Annotated in this window: 15 protein-coding genes; 3 read left to right on the top strand and 12 right to left on the bottom strand. The window is 42.1% G+C overall.

Translation table 11 applies throughout. From position 1 onward, the window contains the following. Window positions 1–218: 218 nt before the first annotated feature. The 4 genes from KP77_RS03960 to KP77_RS03975 are packed head-to-tail and all read right to left on the bottom strand — an operon-like array spanning window position 219 to window position 6,341. Entirely contained in the window at window positions 219–2,966 is a 2,748-nt protein-coding gene (locus tag KP77_RS03960; protein ID WP_160289499.1) for an ATP-binding response regulator, read from the bottom strand. A 10-nt stretch (window positions 2,967–2,976) separates the two neighbouring features. Then, the gene (locus tag KP77_RS03965; RefSeq protein WP_041121427.1) at window positions 2,977–3,348 is read right to left on the bottom strand and encodes a response regulator transcription factor; all 372 of its coding nucleotides are present in this window, start codon (window positions 3,346–3,348) and stop codon (window positions 2,977–2,979) included. After that, a complete protein-coding gene (locus KP77_RS03970) occupies window positions 3,345–5,198 on the bottom strand; it encodes an adenylate/guanylate cyclase domain-containing protein (protein WP_052473950.1) in 1,854 nt (617 codons plus the stop codon). The genes KP77_RS03965 and KP77_RS03970 overlap by 4 nt, the downstream gene beginning before the upstream one ends. Window positions 5,199–5,210: 12 nt before the next feature. Next, complete coding sequence (locus KP77_RS03975; protein ID WP_041121428.1) at window positions 5,211–6,341, bottom strand: HD domain-containing phosphohydrolase; 1,131 nt, start codon at window positions 6,339–6,341, stop codon at window positions 5,211–5,213. Between the two features lie 108 nt (window positions 6,342–6,449). Here KP77_RS03975 and KP77_RS03980 point away from each other — a divergent pair, with 108 nt between their 5' ends. Continuing rightward, the gene (locus tag KP77_RS03980) at window positions 6,450–6,794 is read left to right on the top strand and encodes a DUF3307 domain-containing protein (protein WP_041121429.1); all 345 of its coding nucleotides are present in this window, start codon (window positions 6,450–6,452) and stop codon (window positions 6,792–6,794) included. 200 nt (window positions 6,795–6,994) lie between these two features. On the opposite strand, the gene KP77_RS03985 is transcribed toward KP77_RS03980, so the two are convergent. The 6 genes from KP77_RS03985 to KP77_RS04010 form a co-directional block, all read right to left on the bottom strand. Then, on the bottom strand, window positions 6,995–7,876 hold the full coding sequence (locus KP77_RS03985) for an EAL domain-containing protein (RefSeq protein WP_041121430.1): 882 nt from the start codon (window positions 7,874–7,876) through the stop codon (window positions 6,995–6,997). A 125-nt stretch (window positions 7,877–8,001) separates the two neighbouring features. Continuing rightward, window positions 8,002–8,448, bottom strand: a complete 447-nt coding sequence (locus tag KP77_RS03990) for a DUF4385 domain-containing protein (RefSeq protein ID WP_041121431.1) — start codon at window positions 8,446–8,448, stop codon at window positions 8,002–8,004. Between the two features lie 119 nt (window positions 8,449–8,567). After that, a complete protein-coding gene (locus tag KP77_RS03995; RefSeq protein WP_052473951.1) occupies window positions 8,568–9,044 on the bottom strand; it encodes a YjdJ family protein in 477 nt (158 codons plus the stop codon). Between the two features lie 131 nt (window positions 9,045–9,175). Next, window positions 9,176–9,916: a glycoside hydrolase family 32 protein gene (locus KP77_RS04000; protein ID WP_052473952.1), complete on the bottom strand. Its 741-nt coding sequence runs from the start codon at window positions 9,914–9,916 to the stop codon at window positions 9,176–9,178. A 50-nt stretch (window positions 9,917–9,966) separates the two neighbouring features. After that, a complete protein-coding gene (locus KP77_RS04005; RefSeq protein ID WP_041121433.1) occupies window positions 9,967–10,515 on the bottom strand; it encodes a superoxide dismutase family protein in 549 nt (182 codons plus the stop codon). 56 nt (window positions 10,516–10,571) lie between these two features. Then, the gene (locus KP77_RS04010) at window positions 10,572–11,495 is read right to left on the bottom strand and encodes a proline dehydrogenase family protein (protein WP_041121434.1); all 924 of its coding nucleotides are present in this window, start codon (window positions 11,493–11,495) and stop codon (window positions 10,572–10,574) included. Between the two features lie 139 nt (window positions 11,496–11,634). Between KP77_RS04010 and KP77_RS04015 the strand changes: the two genes are divergently transcribed. Next, a complete protein-coding gene (locus KP77_RS04015) occupies window positions 11,635–12,069 on the top strand; it encodes a peptidylprolyl isomerase (RefSeq protein WP_041121435.1) in 435 nt (144 codons plus the stop codon). A 167-nt stretch (window positions 12,070–12,236) separates the two neighbouring features. Here KP77_RS04015 and KP77_RS04020 read toward each other — a convergent pair whose 3' ends face one another. Next, window positions 12,237–12,737, bottom strand: coding sequence for a DUF1648 domain-containing protein (locus KP77_RS04020; protein WP_052473953.1), 501 nt, complete (start codon window positions 12,735–12,737; stop codon window positions 12,237–12,239). A gap of 382 nt (window positions 12,738–13,119) precedes the next feature. On the opposite strand from KP77_RS04020, the gene KP77_RS04025 reads away from it, so the two are divergent. Continuing rightward, window positions 13,120–14,385 carry a S8 family peptidase gene (locus KP77_RS04025; RefSeq protein WP_041121436.1) on the top strand — a complete coding sequence of 422 codons (1,266 nt, stop codon included), beginning with the start codon at window positions 13,120–13,122 and terminating at the stop codon, window positions 14,383–14,385. A gap of 102 nt (window positions 14,386–14,487) precedes the next feature. Here the strand turns inward: KP77_RS04025 and KP77_RS04030 are convergent, their stop codons facing one another. Beyond that, window positions 14,488–15,867 (bottom strand): Glu/Leu/Phe/Val family dehydrogenase, encoded by a 1,380-nt coding sequence (locus KP77_RS04030; RefSeq protein WP_041121437.1) that lies wholly within the window; start codon window positions 15,865–15,867, stop codon window positions 14,488–14,490. Window positions 15,868–16,030 lie beyond the last annotated feature (163 nt).

Below are 16,030 nucleotides of genomic sequence, written 5' to 3' on the forward strand. Positions count from 1 at the left end.
ATTATGAATTGAAAAAGGTATACTGAATATTCTTTAAAAAGAGATAGAAACCCATTTTTTGATCAATTAAAAACCCCGGACATCCTGAGTAAGAATGTCCGGGGTTGATTCTCTATTTATATTCTTTGGAATGTGTTAAAAGCTGATAACCTTTCTTGCCGTGATCAGCGCTTGTGACCGGTAAATCGGATGATGTGACCTGTAATACTTTTAGAGAATTATTTTCTAAAAGCTGCTGAAAGTGCTTCAGGCGGGTATGGCTTTGTTAAGTAAGCTGTAATGTGATATTGCCTTACTTTTTCAGTGTCTTCATCTAATGCAGAGGACACTACGATTGGCAGTGCTTCGTTTTCTTCCTGCTCCCGGATTTGTCTGATCACATCCCATCCGTTCAGACCATCTCCAAGCATCAGGTCAACAACAATGCCTGAAAAAGTCCCGGTTGCAGCAGCTTCGATCGCTCTTTCAGGCTGATAATGGTGAATAACGGAAAAGCCGTTTGATTTTAATTCATCAGCGATTAATAGCGCAAGGCTCGGATCATCTTCAAGGAGAAGAATTTTTTCATTTCCTGAAATGGAGTGACTCCGATTTTCCCGCAAAAGTGGCAGCTCTATATGAAAAGCTGATCCATGGCCAGGTTCACTCGTGGCATAAATATCCCCATCATGGCGCTGCACGATCTCCTTACAGATCGCAAGGCCAAGTCCAGTTCCACCAATTTTGCGCGTTTCACTGTTATCAACACGTCTGAACTTCTGGAACAAATGGTTCATTTCACCTTCAGGTATCCCGATCCCCTGATCTTCCACGCTCACACATGCCCTGCCACTTCGATTACATAACAGCACAATAATATCCCCGCCCTGCGGTGAGAATTTTACTGCATTGTTTAGAAGGTTCGTCATGACCTGCGTCAATCTTTCCCTGTCTCCAAGAATCACATTGTTGTCCATTTGATCCTTCAGGATCAGTGCATGAGTCGCAGGAATATTCACCTTTTCAAGAATGTCCACCACTAATTCATCAAGCCTGACTTCATTCATATGATATTCCTGCCTGCCTGACTCCATCCGCTGCAGATCAAGGAAATCATTAATCAGGTTTGTCAGTCTCTTCGCTTCTTTATGAATGGTTTCAATGTAGCGCTTCTGCTTCTCAGGCTTCATTTCTTTTGTTAGAAGAAGTTCAGCAAATCCAAGTACACTTGAAAGAGGGGTCCTCAGTTCGTGACTCACTGTGCTGACCAGCTCAGATTTCATCTGGTCTACTTCATAATCTTTTGTGATATCACGGTGAACAAAGATTGTCCCTGTCCATTCTCTATCTCTGTAGACTGACATCCCGTATACTTCAAATACTCTTAGTGACTCATCACTGGTTTTTAATGTATACCTGATTGACCTTGTACCGTTGAATGAGGATTGGATAGAGGATTCAAAGAAGTCTTTCAATTCGTCTTCTTCATTTACACTTGAAGCGATCCTCCCAAGCCATTCATCACACTCATTTTTTTCCTCTTCTGTGGGATCTATGTTCAGCAGCCTGCATAATGCCTGATTATGCTGAACCATGCATCTGTCTTTATTAATCAACTGCAGCCCTTCAGTCATATTATCAAGCATATCCTGCGTCAGCTCTCTGGCATATTTAATTTCATCAAAAGCCAGCAGACGTTCAAACGCAATAGACATACGCTTAACAAGTCCTTCAATCTCTTCACACTCGTCCTCACCGAATGGCCGGCCGTACCGGTTCGCCCGGAAGACCCCGATTGTCTCACCAGTGGCATTTGTAATTTCTGCCGTCAGATCATAGACATAACTTTTGACTGTATGGAGGCTGTCCTCCTCTGATTTTGCAAGCCGTTTGCGCACTCTCATGCCTCTCTCGTCAGAATATAGAGGAGCCTGCAGAATCTGATTGATTTTTTCTGCCGGAACATTGATAGCAGAATATGCTGACCGGTCAGCCATATACATCATCACCTGATCAAACGCATACAGCCTTTCCATATGGCGGACCATTTCGTCAAGGAACTTATAACGGTTAGACGTATTTGACAGCACATGATTCAAATCATTAAAAATCTCCAGACGTCCCTTTGTCTCCTGCGTTTCAGCCAGTGTTACAGCCAGCTGATCCTGCTGCTCATGCATCGCTTCCTGTTGCGCAATCAACTCTTCATTTTGCGCCTGAAGCTCCTCTTCGTTCTGCTGAAGATAAGCAGTCATATCGATAAAACTGTCTGTTAATGATCCGAGCTCATCATTACGACTGGATGTTTCGATGATCGGTTTCCCTCCATGCTGTACATCAAGTGCTGCTTTATGCAGCTTTTCAATTGGTTTGACAATGGAATGAATGGTTCTCCATAAAAAAAGAATAATCAATAAAACTAATAGACCTGTAATCACAAGTGATAGTGTAAAGGCTGATGTCATACTATTAATAGATTGCTCAGTTACTTCACTCATTCTGTTTTCAAGTGCTGACTCAGTCTGTTTTGTATAGCTCACAAAGTCATTCACAGCCAGGTTCACTCCGGTTTGAGACAACGTTATTAACGATTCATAGTCTCCCTGTTCTGCAAGATTGAGTGCAGCTGGCAAAGTGACTGTTTCATACTCCTGCATGAAACCTCTTAGTTCACTCACCATTAGCTGTTCGCCGCCGGTTAACTCGAGCACTTCATACTCTCTAACTGCTTGATCATACTCTAAGAGCGCCTCACTCAGGCGTTCACGCTCAAATTCAGACTGAAAAGCGTAGACACCCCGCGCTCTGAAAAATACTTCATTCAATGAATCAGCTAAATTAGAAGCTGCTTCCTGTTTCTCAAAAATTTCATCCTGTTCAGCCAGAAGGTCCTTTTGATAATCATTCATATACAGGGTGATGAAGAGATAGGTCAAGACCACAATCAAAGATGCCCCCGCTGCGATCATTAGATATTTACTGCGCATCGTTCTCATCTTAATGGTCTTTTTCCTGTATCATATTCTCAACAAAATTGCTGAGTTCAACAGGACTGAAAGGCTTTGGCATAAAATGGTCCGCACCGGCTGCCTTCAGAATTTCCTGATCTTCTTTTTGCGTTTTGGCAGTCAGCATTAAGATTTGTATCCTGCTTTTCAGTTCAGGCGTGAGCTTTTCAAGCACCTCTCGCCCTGACAGACCCGGCATCATATAGTCAAGAATGACATAGGAATACTCCCCACTGCTCAACTTTTGGAATGCTTCAAGGCCGTCAGAAGCTGTATCAATCTCAACTTCAAGATCTTCGAGCGTATCCTCAATGAGCATTCTCAAAATATCTTCATCATCTGCAATCAGTAATTTATTCATCTGACCGCCTCCTCTGTTTCTTTCAATATTGTCCGCCGGCTGATTCCATGTATGTTAACAAGCGGGTATAAAGCTTCACTCCCTGCAAGCATTGCAGAGTTTCTGCTTATGTCGAAATGATAATCTGACAGCTCGGCCTTCAGTCTTTCAAAAGCCTGTTGCGTAATTACAACGTCGTCACCAGTACTTTGCTGTTGAATTCTTGCTGCAATATTGACTGTCCTGCCGAAGTAATCAAGCAGATCATTCGCATTTACTGCGATAACCGGTCCAGTATGCAGGCCAAGTTTTACAGCCAGTTGTATCTGTTGTTCCTCATTGAATTTTTCAACACCGGACTGGATATTCAGTGCGGCACGTAAAGCATCTTCTTCCCGGAAAAATACGGCCATTACAGCATCACCAATTGTTTTGACAATTGTGCCACCGGCTTCAGAAATATGCGCTTTTAAATACCTGAAGTGCTCACTTACCTGAAAATAAGCTTTAGCGTCCCCTTGTGTTTCATACAAAGCCGTTGAGGCTTTCAGGTCACTGAAAAGAACTGTCATCGACTGAATGCCTATCTGCTGATCCGGAGCCAGCACTTCTGCTGAAAAAAGATCTCTGTATAACTGTAATGAAGTGATCTCAGCAGCTGTGACGGACTCACTGTTCCAGTCCACTGTTTCATAGACTGCTATGATCTCTTCTTCCGCATCATTCATCAGCGTTAATTCTCCACCTGACGGATCAATCGTTGCATATTTATTACTCCAGGTCTCTCCATCAAAACGATACGTACGGTTTTCAGATACCCCCGACCCGTCCATACTCGCATTATGCTTTAGCAGACGAATTCTCGTTTTCCCTGCTGCGGGCGGATAACGCAGGACTGCCTGCTGACCTGCCGGAATTCTGAGCTGCGCCAGTACATGCGGGGATTTAGCAGGGCCTGTCAGGCAATATGTCTCGTCCATTGCTTTACGTATAGAAGGATGAACAGAGAACTGCATTTCTATATACCTGTCAAAACTCACCTCGTAATCAATTCCGCAAAGATCGCAGTGAACCTGATCTTTTATTTCTTTCATCGAAGAAGCAGTTGTTTTAGATACGCGGCAGTTAGGACACATTAAATGCCATTCCTGTGTGAGCAGCCCTTCTTTTACAGCTGTCAGAAATAATGTCAGGATGTCTTTACGCGGATATCCCCATTGATCTGCAAGTGTATAAGGCTTCATGTGCAGCACTTCATCATCACCAGCCGTTGTAAGATGCTCCCTTAACCGCTCAACGTGTTCAGTTTTCTGATAGATAGCTGAAATTTGTTCACATAATGTTTTAAGTCTTTTATCCTCAACTTTTGGTGATGAAGCTGCCGGCAGTTTTTCATAACGGCTGTCCACATTCGCTTCAATATACTTATCAAGATATTTCATGATCTCTTTGATAGACGACAGTCCCACTGACGGAATTGCCGCAAGACCGAGCAGATTAGCAGGTGTGAATACTGCGGTGCCTGTTATTTCAGTTCCGAACGTACCATCATCAAGCAGTTCTGCCGAATCCTTAAAAGCTACTTCCCATAAAAGCCGTTTGATCGGCCCGCTTTCATATTTTCGTTCTACCGCATACACTTCTTCTTTCACCCACTCAAACGGATACTCTCTCCACTTGAGCGGGATAAGACCCATTGCTTTTGCGTTCGCATATCTGAAGATTTTCTTGTCATCAAAAGCGGTGTCAGAAAAATCTACGGGGAACAGCCCTGACACACGATTCAGATGTTCAGTGTTCGCCAGCAATTCCCAGGCTTTCTGTCTTGAAACCGGATATATCTTTTTAAAAACGTACTGCTTCTCTTTCATACAGCACCGCCCTCAGCTTTCATCTCTATAATCATCCCTAACTTTTTCAATCGCTTCAAGATGGTCGAAAAAAACATCCGTGAGTTCAGGGTCAAAATGTTTTCCTTTTTCAAATCGTATCAGATTCAATATCTTTTCAAGCGGCCATGCATCTTTATAAGGTCTTTTTGAACCCAAAGCATCAAATACATCGGCGAGGGCAACGATTCTTCCATACAGATGTATACTTTCTCCACTGCGGCCATTGGGATAACCGGAACCATCCCATTTTTCATGATGATCCCTGGCGATCAGTGCTGCTGCCTGAAGTATTTTTCTCTTTGAATTTTTAAAAATGCTGTATCCTGTTTCTGCATGCTTTTTCATTTGATTAAATTCTATATCGGTCAATTTTCCAGGTTTATTTAATATCGCATCAGGGACTGCAACCTTCCCGATATCATGCATCGGACTTGCAAGTTCAATTAGCCTGGCTTCTTCCTCAGAAAGTCCGCTGCCCCTGGCAATAATGTATGAATACGCAGCCACCCTTTTTACATGCTGCCCCGTTTCACGCGAGCGGCTCTCTCCAATGTTTCCCATCGTTAAGATTATTTCTTTCTGGGATTCGATCAGTTCTGAATATAAAATGGCTTTCTCCATTGATTGGCCTGTGTAAGTGGCGGCGAGGGAAAGGTACGTGATATCTTTTTCAGTGAATACTGGAGGCGAAGTTTGTTTGTTGACGGCCTGATATACGCCAATCATCTCCTGATCAGCGTTCCTGATTGGGATGCACAGAATAGATTGTGTGCGATAACCCGTTTTCTGATCTACAGCCGGGTTAAAACGGCTGTCTTTATACGCATCATGTATTGAAACCACTTCTCCTGAACGATAAGCAGCTCCAACAAGTCCTGACTCTATTGGGATTTTAATTCTGTCCATACCATGTGCAATTTTCGTCCAGAGTATCTTATCTTCAGGATCAGCAATCCAGAGTGTACACCGGTCAGCTAATGTTAGTCTTCTTCCCATTTCAGCCATTAATAGATGAAGCTGATCCAAATCATTTTCGTGGGCAAGTTTTGATGCAAATTCGAATATAATTTTCAACAACTCTTCTGCAGGGATGTCAAAAGCTGCTTGATGTTGACTGTCCATAAGTAAATCCCCTTTTATCTGATAATTTATCATTCGCTTCTTCAGTTCTATGATATATTAAGTATATCAAATTCGATCATAGAACCATAGAACTATAAGAGGTGAACAATGACACCATTTTCCTTTCTATTCCTTTCCCATCTTGTTGGTGATTATTTATTTCAGACAAGCTGGATGGCTGCACAGAAAAAGCATAACTGGACAGCGTTACTTGTTCACTGCACGGTCTATACGTTAACCGTTGCAGCTGCTGCCTTTTTTACATTTGGAGGTCTTTCAGTTATCGCAGTTATTTTTGTATTTGTTACCCATGTCATCATTGACAAGTTTTTTATCGTTCAATGGTGGATTAAACATGTGATGAAGCCGCCTCAAAGTGAAACGAAGTGGCTGACGATCATGGCAGACCAGACTTTTCATTTAATTATTCTTGCAATTGCGTTGTTTTTATAAGTTTGGCTCTGTTAATAATGGCTGTTGATTTCCGCTCCAGGGGGAACGCTTTCCGCAGGGCGTGCGGTGAGTCTCCTGCTGGAGTCGTCCCCCTTCCGCTCCAATCACCAGCTGTGCTAAAACAATATTGGTCTTTCACATAGCCATAAGTTTTAATAGAAACAAACATAAAAAACGTTTCTGTCACGAAGACAGAAACGTTATGTTTTTGATGATAAATATTTAATTGAGAATTCTTCAGCAGGGATGGCTTTACTATAATGATGTCCCTGAATGACCTTGCCGCCCGCCTGGATAAAAAGCCGGAGCAGTTCATTTGAATCGACGCCTTCAGCAATTGGCACAGCACCGATCTTCTCAGCCATCGTGACAAGTGACTGTACAATCTTGAAAGCATTATTATACGGTGTCATTTTTGTAATAAAAGACCTGTCAATTTTCAAAAAGTCCACACTCACTTCCATTAAATGAGCGAGTGTATTATAACCTGTACCAAAATCATCGATCGATACCCTCACACCAATATCTTTCAGCATCGATGTCTGGGATACCCAGACTTCCAGATCTGTCGCAATTCTTTCCGTTAATTCGATTGTGATGTCATCAGGATTAATGCTGTACGAATGTGCCAGATGTGCAACTTCAGTAACAAGTGAACCCTGAACGAAATGATTCCCTGAAATATTTAAAGCAATATTCGTCAGCTGATTCCCTTTCTTTTGCCATCCTGCCTGCTGCTTGAACAAGTGATGCAGCGTCCATCTTTCAATATCAATAATCTGGCCTGAGTATTCTGCCTGTGGTATAAAGCTGTCAGGATAAAGCAGTCCTCTCTCCGGATGCTCCCACCTGATTAACGCTTCAGCACCACACAGTTCACCGGTATTTACATTGATTTGGGGCTGGTAATAGAGCTTGAATTCATCCGCCCGCATGGCTCTTTTAACCTCTTCACTGAATGAAAGCTTCATACTGGAAACAGTAGCACGCTGAAAAGGATTCTTTTTCTTACCCGATTGTTCCTGAGTATTTTTAAACCCCTTCACTGCTGTCAATCCTTGTGAAAATTGAGCAACATTCAATTTACAGCACCCCTTCAAATACCATTTAATTGAATTCATTATAACGCACTTTCCGATTATTTCATACTATTTTATCTGAATTTTTAAATAATATTAAACAGGTCTTTTATACCTGCTCAATTTCATCAGCCAAATTTGTTTTGATGTTCTTTTTTCATCGCCAGATATTCTTCATCTTCACGGACTGTAATCCACTTTTTCTCAAAGATCGCAGCAGATTCCGCTTTTTCATCATCTATATCACGATCATTGATTTCTCCGCTTTTATTATATTTTTTTCCACCTTTATAATTTGCATACCTTCTCGCACGCGTGTAGCCCATCTGCAGAAACTTTCTCGCCATATCCATACCGACAAAATCTTCTTTTTCTTTATAATCGAGATATAATTGATAGATTTTTTCTGAGGATTCTTTCGCTATTTCAGGCGTTTTAAATCGCCAGTGAGGAAGGATTTCACTTTTATAGGGTTCTACAAGGAGAACACCCTGTTCACCGCGTCCTACTCTGTACAGTTCAGGCTGTTCCCGGAAATCTATCTCATCAAAATCTAAATCATAATCAAAAGCCATATACCATCATCCTCCTTTGTAGACCATACCCGTATGGATGTGTATGTAACGTATTCACAAATGAAAAAGAAACTGAAACAAATATGCTTCAGTTTCTTTATGTGACTCTTTCAATACGATTAAACCTGCTGTTCCTGACCGGGCTTTTGACCCCTGTAATAAAGTGCTGCACAACTGAGTGTCAGCAGACCTGCTGAAAGTCCGGAATAGAAAAACATGTGTCCTCCCGCAGTCGGCGAAGGATAAACTGCATAGCTTAAAGCAAATAACAGTACAGCTGTCGTGACCAGAAGTCCTGCAAATAACCTGATACGCTGACGGAACAGCCGGTAAGCAATCAGCAGCAGTAAGTAAAGCCCGCTGAATACCATGATCAATGGCAGTAAAGGCTGAAACTTTGCAGCATACACAAAATGATCGAGCTGCAGAATCTGACTCTCAGAGGTGATATCTCCATGAATCAATGTTGATAGAGGGGCTGAGTATTTCCATTCCCACGGATCATTCAAGATACCGCTTCCTTCATACCAGCTGCCTAAAGCTGCTATCATGAATAATGTAAAAACTGCTCCGAATTGTATAGAAAACCAGCGCAATAATGTCACCGCCTTTCGAGAATATCATTATTTTAACTTTAGCATAAGATGACTGGTAGTTTCAGTAAAACCAAAAAAATCCGGGAACGACTTTCATCCCCGGATTTTTAATTCTGCTTAATAGCCGTTATTCAATTCCCCCGATTCATAGCAGTGATGCGATAGGTCAGATCAACATCTGCTTCTATCGCTAATTCTTTTTCTTCAGACAGTGGAAAAACTCTGCATGTGAAAACTGCTTCTCCGTCATTAATAAAAATTTCTGCAATACTATGATCAACGATGACTTCGATTTTTCTTAAACCTTCATTAAGTGTGACTTCTCTTGATGTACCGAACTGTGGTTCAGTTACGTGGTGCATGCGTGAGCGATCTATGCTTACTTTCTTTGAAGCATGATCAAAAGTAAGATTAAGGGATTCTTCTGCAGAATGGAACAGCTTTAGTTTTGTATCAGCTGAACCCGCTAAATCAAGTTCCCCTCGCCATGCTTTTATCGTGCTCAGATCAATCTCAGATTTACTAGATGACATGTCTCCTGCAGCTATCTTTGAGCCATTCAGCAGATCGAGTGAACAGTCAGGACGCTGCAGGAGCCTGTTGCCTTTCCGAACAAGCTCGCGCGGCAATGTCAGGCAGTGTGCCCATTTATTTTCATCTGTCGGAAAGTCCACTTCTCCTACGCCTGCCCAGCCATATAAGAGACGCTTTCCTCCAGCTTCAAAGCTTTGCGGTGCATAGAAATCAAACCCTTTATCAAGCTCATGGTACTCATCTACCTGGAAAGTGAGGCTGTCTGTATTAAGCACCCCCGCCACATAGGTTGTATTAAATACATTATGGAACGCTAAAACAACATTGACCTTTAACAAAGCTTTCCCGTTAAAAAACCTCTTCAGCTTTCTCAGCTGAAGAGGTTTTTCTATCCTTTCATTTCACCACAGGCAATACGCGCTCCGGCATTTCCAGCCGGGTCTGTCTGATAATCGTCAGCCTGTTCGTGAATCACAATCGCACTACCGTCTTCATCAAGCAAAGATTTCGCGCTGCCTTTTTGAAGCGTCACTTTTTCGACTGTCAGTTCCAGATTGATTGTCCCATCTTCGTCCACCATCAGATTTGGCAAATCGCCTGCATGATAACCTTTTGGATTCTCGAAGCCATGCTGCTTATGTTCAGGGTTAAAATGACTGCCCGCCGATTCAAAATCTGGCGGTGTGCACTTGCCGGTTTCATGAATATGAACCGCTTTTTCACCAGGTTCCAGCCCCTTTAAGGACAGCTGGATCAGCACTCCATCATCTTTTTCCCTGAAAGTGGCTGAGCCAATGTTTTCACCATTTGCATGTATGACCTCAGATTCGATAACCGGCAAAGCGCTTGCCGGAATACTGCTTTCATTCAGCAGCTGACAGCCGCCAAGTCCCGCAGCAGCTATACTGATGATCAGACCAATCGTATAAAATTTCATCCAGTCAGAACCTCCTATTCTATTCAATAGGCTGTCCTGATTTCAGTAAAATTAAACTACCTTCTTGCCATTGACATTAACGTAAATCCAATATTCGCAGGTCTTTCAGCTAACCGCTTCATAAAATAGGTATACCAGTCTTTACCGAATGGTACATACACAACCATATTCCAGCCCTCATCAGCCAGCTCTTTCTGCTTTTCCTCCCTCATGCCCTGAAGCATCTGGAATTCAAATTGATCTTTTGATAGCTGATGCTTTTTCACAAGGTCCTTTACGAAATCAATCATATCGTTATCATGAGTAGCTACCTGTGTGTAATTTCCTTTTAAAAGATTCGTTTTCACAAGTTCTTTGTAATTTTCATCTACTCTTTTTTTGTTATTAATATCTACATCTTTGTTTTCAATATAAGCACCCTTCACAAAGCGGATGACAGGTGAGAAACGGTCCAGCCTTCTCACATCTGTCTCTGTTCTATACAGATTAGCCTGGAGCGCGATCCCTATGTTATCGTGATTTTCACGCAGGATCTCAAAGACAGAGATAATATCTTCACAATTTTTATATTCCTCCATATTGATCGTCACGAAGACATCGTATTTTTTTGCTTCAGTTAAAATATCATTCATATTCTGAATAGCTGTTTCTTTACCTGTTTCAAGTCCGACGCTGAAAAGCTTCAGTGAAATTTGAGCATTTAATTGTTCGTCTCTGATGGCGTGAATTGCTTTATAGCAGTTATCCACGTATTTCTTTGTATCCTCTTCATTTCCCACAAATTCACCCAGGCAATCGATCGTTGCGCCAATCCCATTCTGATTGAGCTTCTTCATCTGCTTCACCATATCCTTTGTCTTCTCGCCACCAACAAAATGGGAGCCGCCAAGCTCCATCCCTACACTTCTCGATATATTTATAAGCAACTGATTATAAGCCAGCGTTAAGAAAAACTTATTCAATGCATTTGCAACAATCATGATAAATCCTCCTTTAGTTGATCCAGTTCCTTACTAATTCCCCAATCCAACTTTTAAAAACAACAGGCTAAGAAATTTTCCTTTGCCGGCACCGCATGTTAAAATAGGGTTTGGACAAAACACTAAAGGAGTGCTACTCATGGCTAAAACTGGTTATATCGATTTAACAAATGGACATAAAATTTCTTTTGAACTTTATCCGGAAGAAGCGCCGGGCACAGTTGAAAACTTTGAAAAGCTTGCAAACGAAGGATTCTACGATGGTCTTAACTTCCACCGTGTCATCCCAGGTTTCGTAAGTCAGGGCGGATGCCCGAACAAAAACGGTACAGGCGGCCCTGGTTACACAATCAAATGTGAAACAGAAGGCAACCCTCACCGTCATCAGCCAGGTTCATTATCAATGGCTCACGCTGGTAAAGACACTGGCGGCAGCCAATTCTTCATCGTACACGAAGCACAGCCTCACCTAGACGGCGTACACACAGTGTTCGGTAAAGTAACAGAAGGTCTTGAGCATGCACAAGGCATGGAACAGGGCGCTGGCATTAACGAAATCCGTATTAACGGCTAATCAAAAAACAGCTTTGGGGCGCACCCAAAGCTGTTTTTTGATTCAATCTGTATTGGTCAACCAATAGACCAGAATCATAAATAGAATCATTAAAATACCAGCCACAATATAGAAACCGTCAGGCACGTATTCTCCGCCAAAAAAGCTGAATAACAAATGATCACTCCTTAATTCCTGAATGACTTAAAAACAAACCATCCCATTGCCCCAAATAACAGGATAAGAAATGCCGTCATCACACCGGGTGTCAAATTAACGCTTTCCTCACTTCCGATCAATGTCAATTCATATGTGATATAAGCAAATAATAACACGCAGAGGTTTTTAATCACATTCATCATCAATACACCATTTAAATATTGTTTTTCTGCGTTTTCTTCAGTAATTTTTGCCAGATAGTTATAGGTGTGCGGGATTCTCTCAAGTGCAGTCATCCCGCCCCACATGATAAAACCTATGACCGGAAGCAGAATGGCTGTCCATTTCCCGCCGAACCCATCAGCCTCACCGGAAGCATTAAAATGAATTGGTATCGTATCTGCGAGATCTCCCCACGACATTGCCAGATACACAGAAGCTGCAATCAGCAGAATCAATGAAATCAAACTCAGACATTTCGCCCACAAAGGTACATGTACTTTTATAACCGGTCTGTCAGAATGAAGCATATGTATTCCTCCCAAGAAAGCTCTTTCCTTATATACGAATGAACTACCTGAATGTTCCCCGTTTACAACAGAACACCCTACGACTTAAAAAACACTTCGATTATCAAATTTTTTTACAGTCAAATCATTCTTTTATTCATTAATACGTCCCATTTTCCCAAGAAATTTATATCTATTTACCAGGATTCAGGTGATTTAATGTTGCCGCACCATTCATTTTTGGATAAAAATACATATAAAAAGGTTCATATGATCATATTCTAATGTTATTATACCCTCTATCAGTATATGAATCTCAGAAAATTTTCCCGATAACCAAACCCGGTATCCTTTGATAGGATGAAGTTGTTCACAAAATATTTCGAAAAAGGGAGTCGGGAAAATGAAGAAAAGAAGTATGATGATGAGCTTACTGCTCGCAGCCAGTCTTACTGTTCCTACTGTTGCAAGTGCAGCACCGGATCAGGAAAGAGGTCAGGAAACATTTCGCGTATATGTAGAGACAACAGGATTCTCTGCTAAGAGTACGAATCAGTCTCTGAAAAAGCAATACGAGCCTCGATGGGAGCTGACTGAGAACGGCTTTTCTACAGAAATGAACGAAAAGCAGTTCAATGCACTCCAGAAAAATAAGAATCTAAAGGTCACAAAGGTTCAGGAAGTAGAAATTGAGACAGATGTCCGTGCAACTGAATATGAAACAATGGCTGGTGAGTATCCGACTCATCAGACACCATGGGGAATTAAAGCAATCTATAATAATGCGAATCAGACAACAACTTCCGGTGGTTCAGGTATAAATATTGCTGTACTTGATACTGGCGTTTACACAAGTCACTATGACCTTGAAAATACAGTTGAGCAGTGTAAGGATTTCACACAGTCGAATCCACTGGTGAATGGTTCATGTAATGATGCTAATGGTCACGGGACGCACGTAGCAGGATCTGCTCTTGCTGATGGTGGCAGTGACGGCGCAGGAATTTATGGTGTAGCTCCTGATGCTGACCTTTGGGCATATAAAGTCCTTGGTGACAACGGGTCAGGTTACTCAGATGATATCGCTGCAGCCATCCGTCACGCAGCTGATCAGGCTTCAGCTACAAGAACTAAAACAGTGATTAACATGTCACTTGGTTCAGCTGGACAGGATCCACTGATTTCTAACGCTGTTAACTATGCTTACAGTAAAGGTGTACTTGTTGTAGCAGCATCGGGTAACTCAGGCCCTAACCAGGGTTCAATCGGATATCCTGGCGCTTTGACTAATGCCATTGCAGTAGCAGCACTTGAGAACCGTCAGCAAAATGGTACATATCGTGTAGCTGACTTTTCTTCACGCGGATATAGCCAGACTGATGGTGACTATGTGATTCAACAGGGTGACGTTGAAATCTCAGCTCCAGGTGCTTCCATTTATTCAACATGGCCTGGTGGCGGTTATAACACGATCAGCGGTACATCAATGGCAACACCTCACGTAGCAGGACTTGCAGCGAAGGTCTGGGCAGAAAACCCATACTTCTCTCATACTCAGCTTCGTGCAGAGCTTCAAAACCGTGCTGCATCAAATGATATCCTTGGTGGATATGGTGCAGGATATGGCGATGATTATGCTTCAGGATTTGGTTTTGCAAAAGTAAACTAATGATTAATCTGTATCAGTAATAGCATCACTCTAATTTACCCCCTTTTACACATAATTTTAAGGCTGTCCCGTAAGCAATTTGCTTACAGGACAGCCCTTTTTTTAAAATAATTTACCCTGTTTATACAGGACGGTTGAGAGTTTCATGACTGAGTGAATATAGCAGTTTTGACGCAGGGAGTGCGGGTCTCCAAAATACTTGGGTAAAATGGTTTCCATTGTTCCCTGCATTTTATCGTAAAGCTTTTTGTAGATCTGCTCTTCAGAGTAAAATTGTGTTTCTCTGCCCTGCAGCCATTCAAAGTACGACACGATTACACCACCGGCATTTGCGAGAATGTCCGGAATAATGATGACGCCCTTCTCATTCAGATAGTCATCAGCGTCTGCAGTAACCGGCGCATTGGCACCTTCTACAATCACGCTTGCTTTAATTTCTTCTTTATTTCCGTTATGAATCTGCTCTTCAAGTGCAGCAAGAAACAGAACGTCTACATCCATCGTCAGAACTTCATCTCTATGCAGAATATCTGCCTGGATGCCGCTTTCTTTCAACATGTCATCCGTATGTGGCAGATCCCCCTGATTCGATGCAGTATATTTGACCAGCGTTGGAATATCCAGTCCATCTTCGTTATATAACGTACAATGACGGTCACTGACCGATACAACTTTGTTCTGAAGATGCTTGCATTGATAAGCTTCCAATGCAGTTACTGAACCAACATTACCAAATCCCTGCACAGCAACTTTAAGAGGCTTTTCATAGAGGTCCAGTGCTGTTTTCGCGTAAGGACTTCCTGTTTTTTCGAGCCATGACTTCTGTTTCTGAATAAAATCCGACATGGTATAGCGGAAGGTAAAGTAAACCCCTTTTCCTGTCGCTTCACGTCTTCCGAGAGAGCCGCCATTAATAACGCTTTTCCCTGTAAAACTCCCTCTGTATGGCTGACCCGGCTTAATATTTTTATATTCACCCATCATCCAGTCCATCTCACGTTCACCGCTCCCCATGTCAGGAGCAGGTATATCTTTATCAGGACCGATCACATCTGCGAAATACTGAACATATTTTTTAGAGATCAGGTTGAGTTCCTTAGGAGTGAACTCACGCGGGTTAACAACCACACCTCCCTTGCCTCCGCCAAATGGAACATCATGCAGCGAATTTTTCAGTGTCATCAGGAAAGCAAGATTAATGACTTCTTCTTCATTGACCGATTCATGAAAACGAATACCGCCTTTGTAAGGCCCCATCGCATTATTATGCTGAACCCTGAAAGCTGGAATCCGTACGATTTCCCCTTTTTCAAGAACAATTCTTAAAAAAGACTTATGTATTTTGTTAGGTGTTGATAAAACTGCTCCCAAAGATGAGAACGCTTTCTTTCTTGGTGCATCTTTAAGGTCAGATAAAAACATTTCGTCGTCCATCAGTGCATCGAGTGATTCCTGTACAATTGATCTGGTCTGATATTGCATGTTTATTCCCCCTTAATATGATTTAAAAGTGCTTATAAAGACCGTACCCTAATTGACCCAGTTGTGTAAAGGAATGTGAGCAGGGATTTTGTCCCTGCTCACTCCGCTTTTCTATTGTCCAGCTTCAGACGCTAGCTCCTCGGGTCATAAGCCACGCATCGGT

The organism is Jeotgalibacillus alimentarius, from assembly GCF_000829445.1.
Classification (GTDB): Bacteria; Bacillota; Bacilli; order Bacillales; family Jeotgalibacillaceae; genus Jeotgalibacillus; species Jeotgalibacillus alimentarius.

Bases quoted from the DNA above. Each gene is read 5' to 3' on its own strand.
- KP77_RS03960 (WP_160289499.1), bottom strand. From the start codon at position 2,966: ATGCGCAGTAAATATCTAATGATCGCAGCGGGGGCATCTTTGATTGTG.
- KP77_RS03965 (WP_041121427.1), bottom strand. From the start codon at position 3,348: ATGAATAAATTACTGATTGCAGATGATGAAGATATTTTGAGAATGCTC.
- KP77_RS03970 (WP_052473950.1), bottom strand. From the start codon at position 5,198: ATGAAAGAGAAGCAGTACGTTTTTAAAAAGATATATCCGGTTTCAAGA.
- KP77_RS03975 (WP_041121428.1), bottom strand. From the start codon at position 6,341: ATGGACAGTCAACATCAAGCAGCTTTTGACATCCCTGCAGAAGAGTTG.
- KP77_RS03980 (WP_041121429.1), top strand. From the start codon at position 6,450: ATGACACCATTTTCCTTTCTATTCCTTTCCCATCTTGTTGGTGATTAT.
- KP77_RS03990 (WP_041121431.1), bottom strand. From the start codon at position 8,448: ATGGCTTTTGATTATGATTTAGATTTTGATGAGATAGATTTCCGGGAA.
- KP77_RS04005 (WP_041121433.1), bottom strand. From the start codon at position 10,515: ATGAAATTTTATACGATTGGTCTGATCATCAGTATAGCTGCTGCGGGA.
- KP77_RS04010 (WP_041121434.1), bottom strand. From the start codon at position 11,495: ATGATTGTTGCAAATGCATTGAATAAGTTTTTCTTAACGCTGGCTTAT.
- KP77_RS04015 (WP_041121435.1), top strand. From the start codon at position 11,635: ATGGCTAAAACTGGTTATATCGATTTAACAAATGGACATAAAATTTCT.
- KP77_RS04020 (WP_052473953.1), bottom strand. From the start codon at position 12,737: ATGCTTCATTCTGACAGACCGGTTATAAAAGTACATGTACCTTTGTGG.
- KP77_RS04025 (WP_041121436.1), top strand. From the start codon at position 13,120: ATGAAGAAAAGAAGTATGATGATGAGCTTACTGCTCGCAGCCAGTCTT.
- KP77_RS04030 (WP_041121437.1), bottom strand. From the start codon at position 15,867: ATGCAATATCAGACCAGATCAATTGTACAGGAATCACTCGATGCACTG.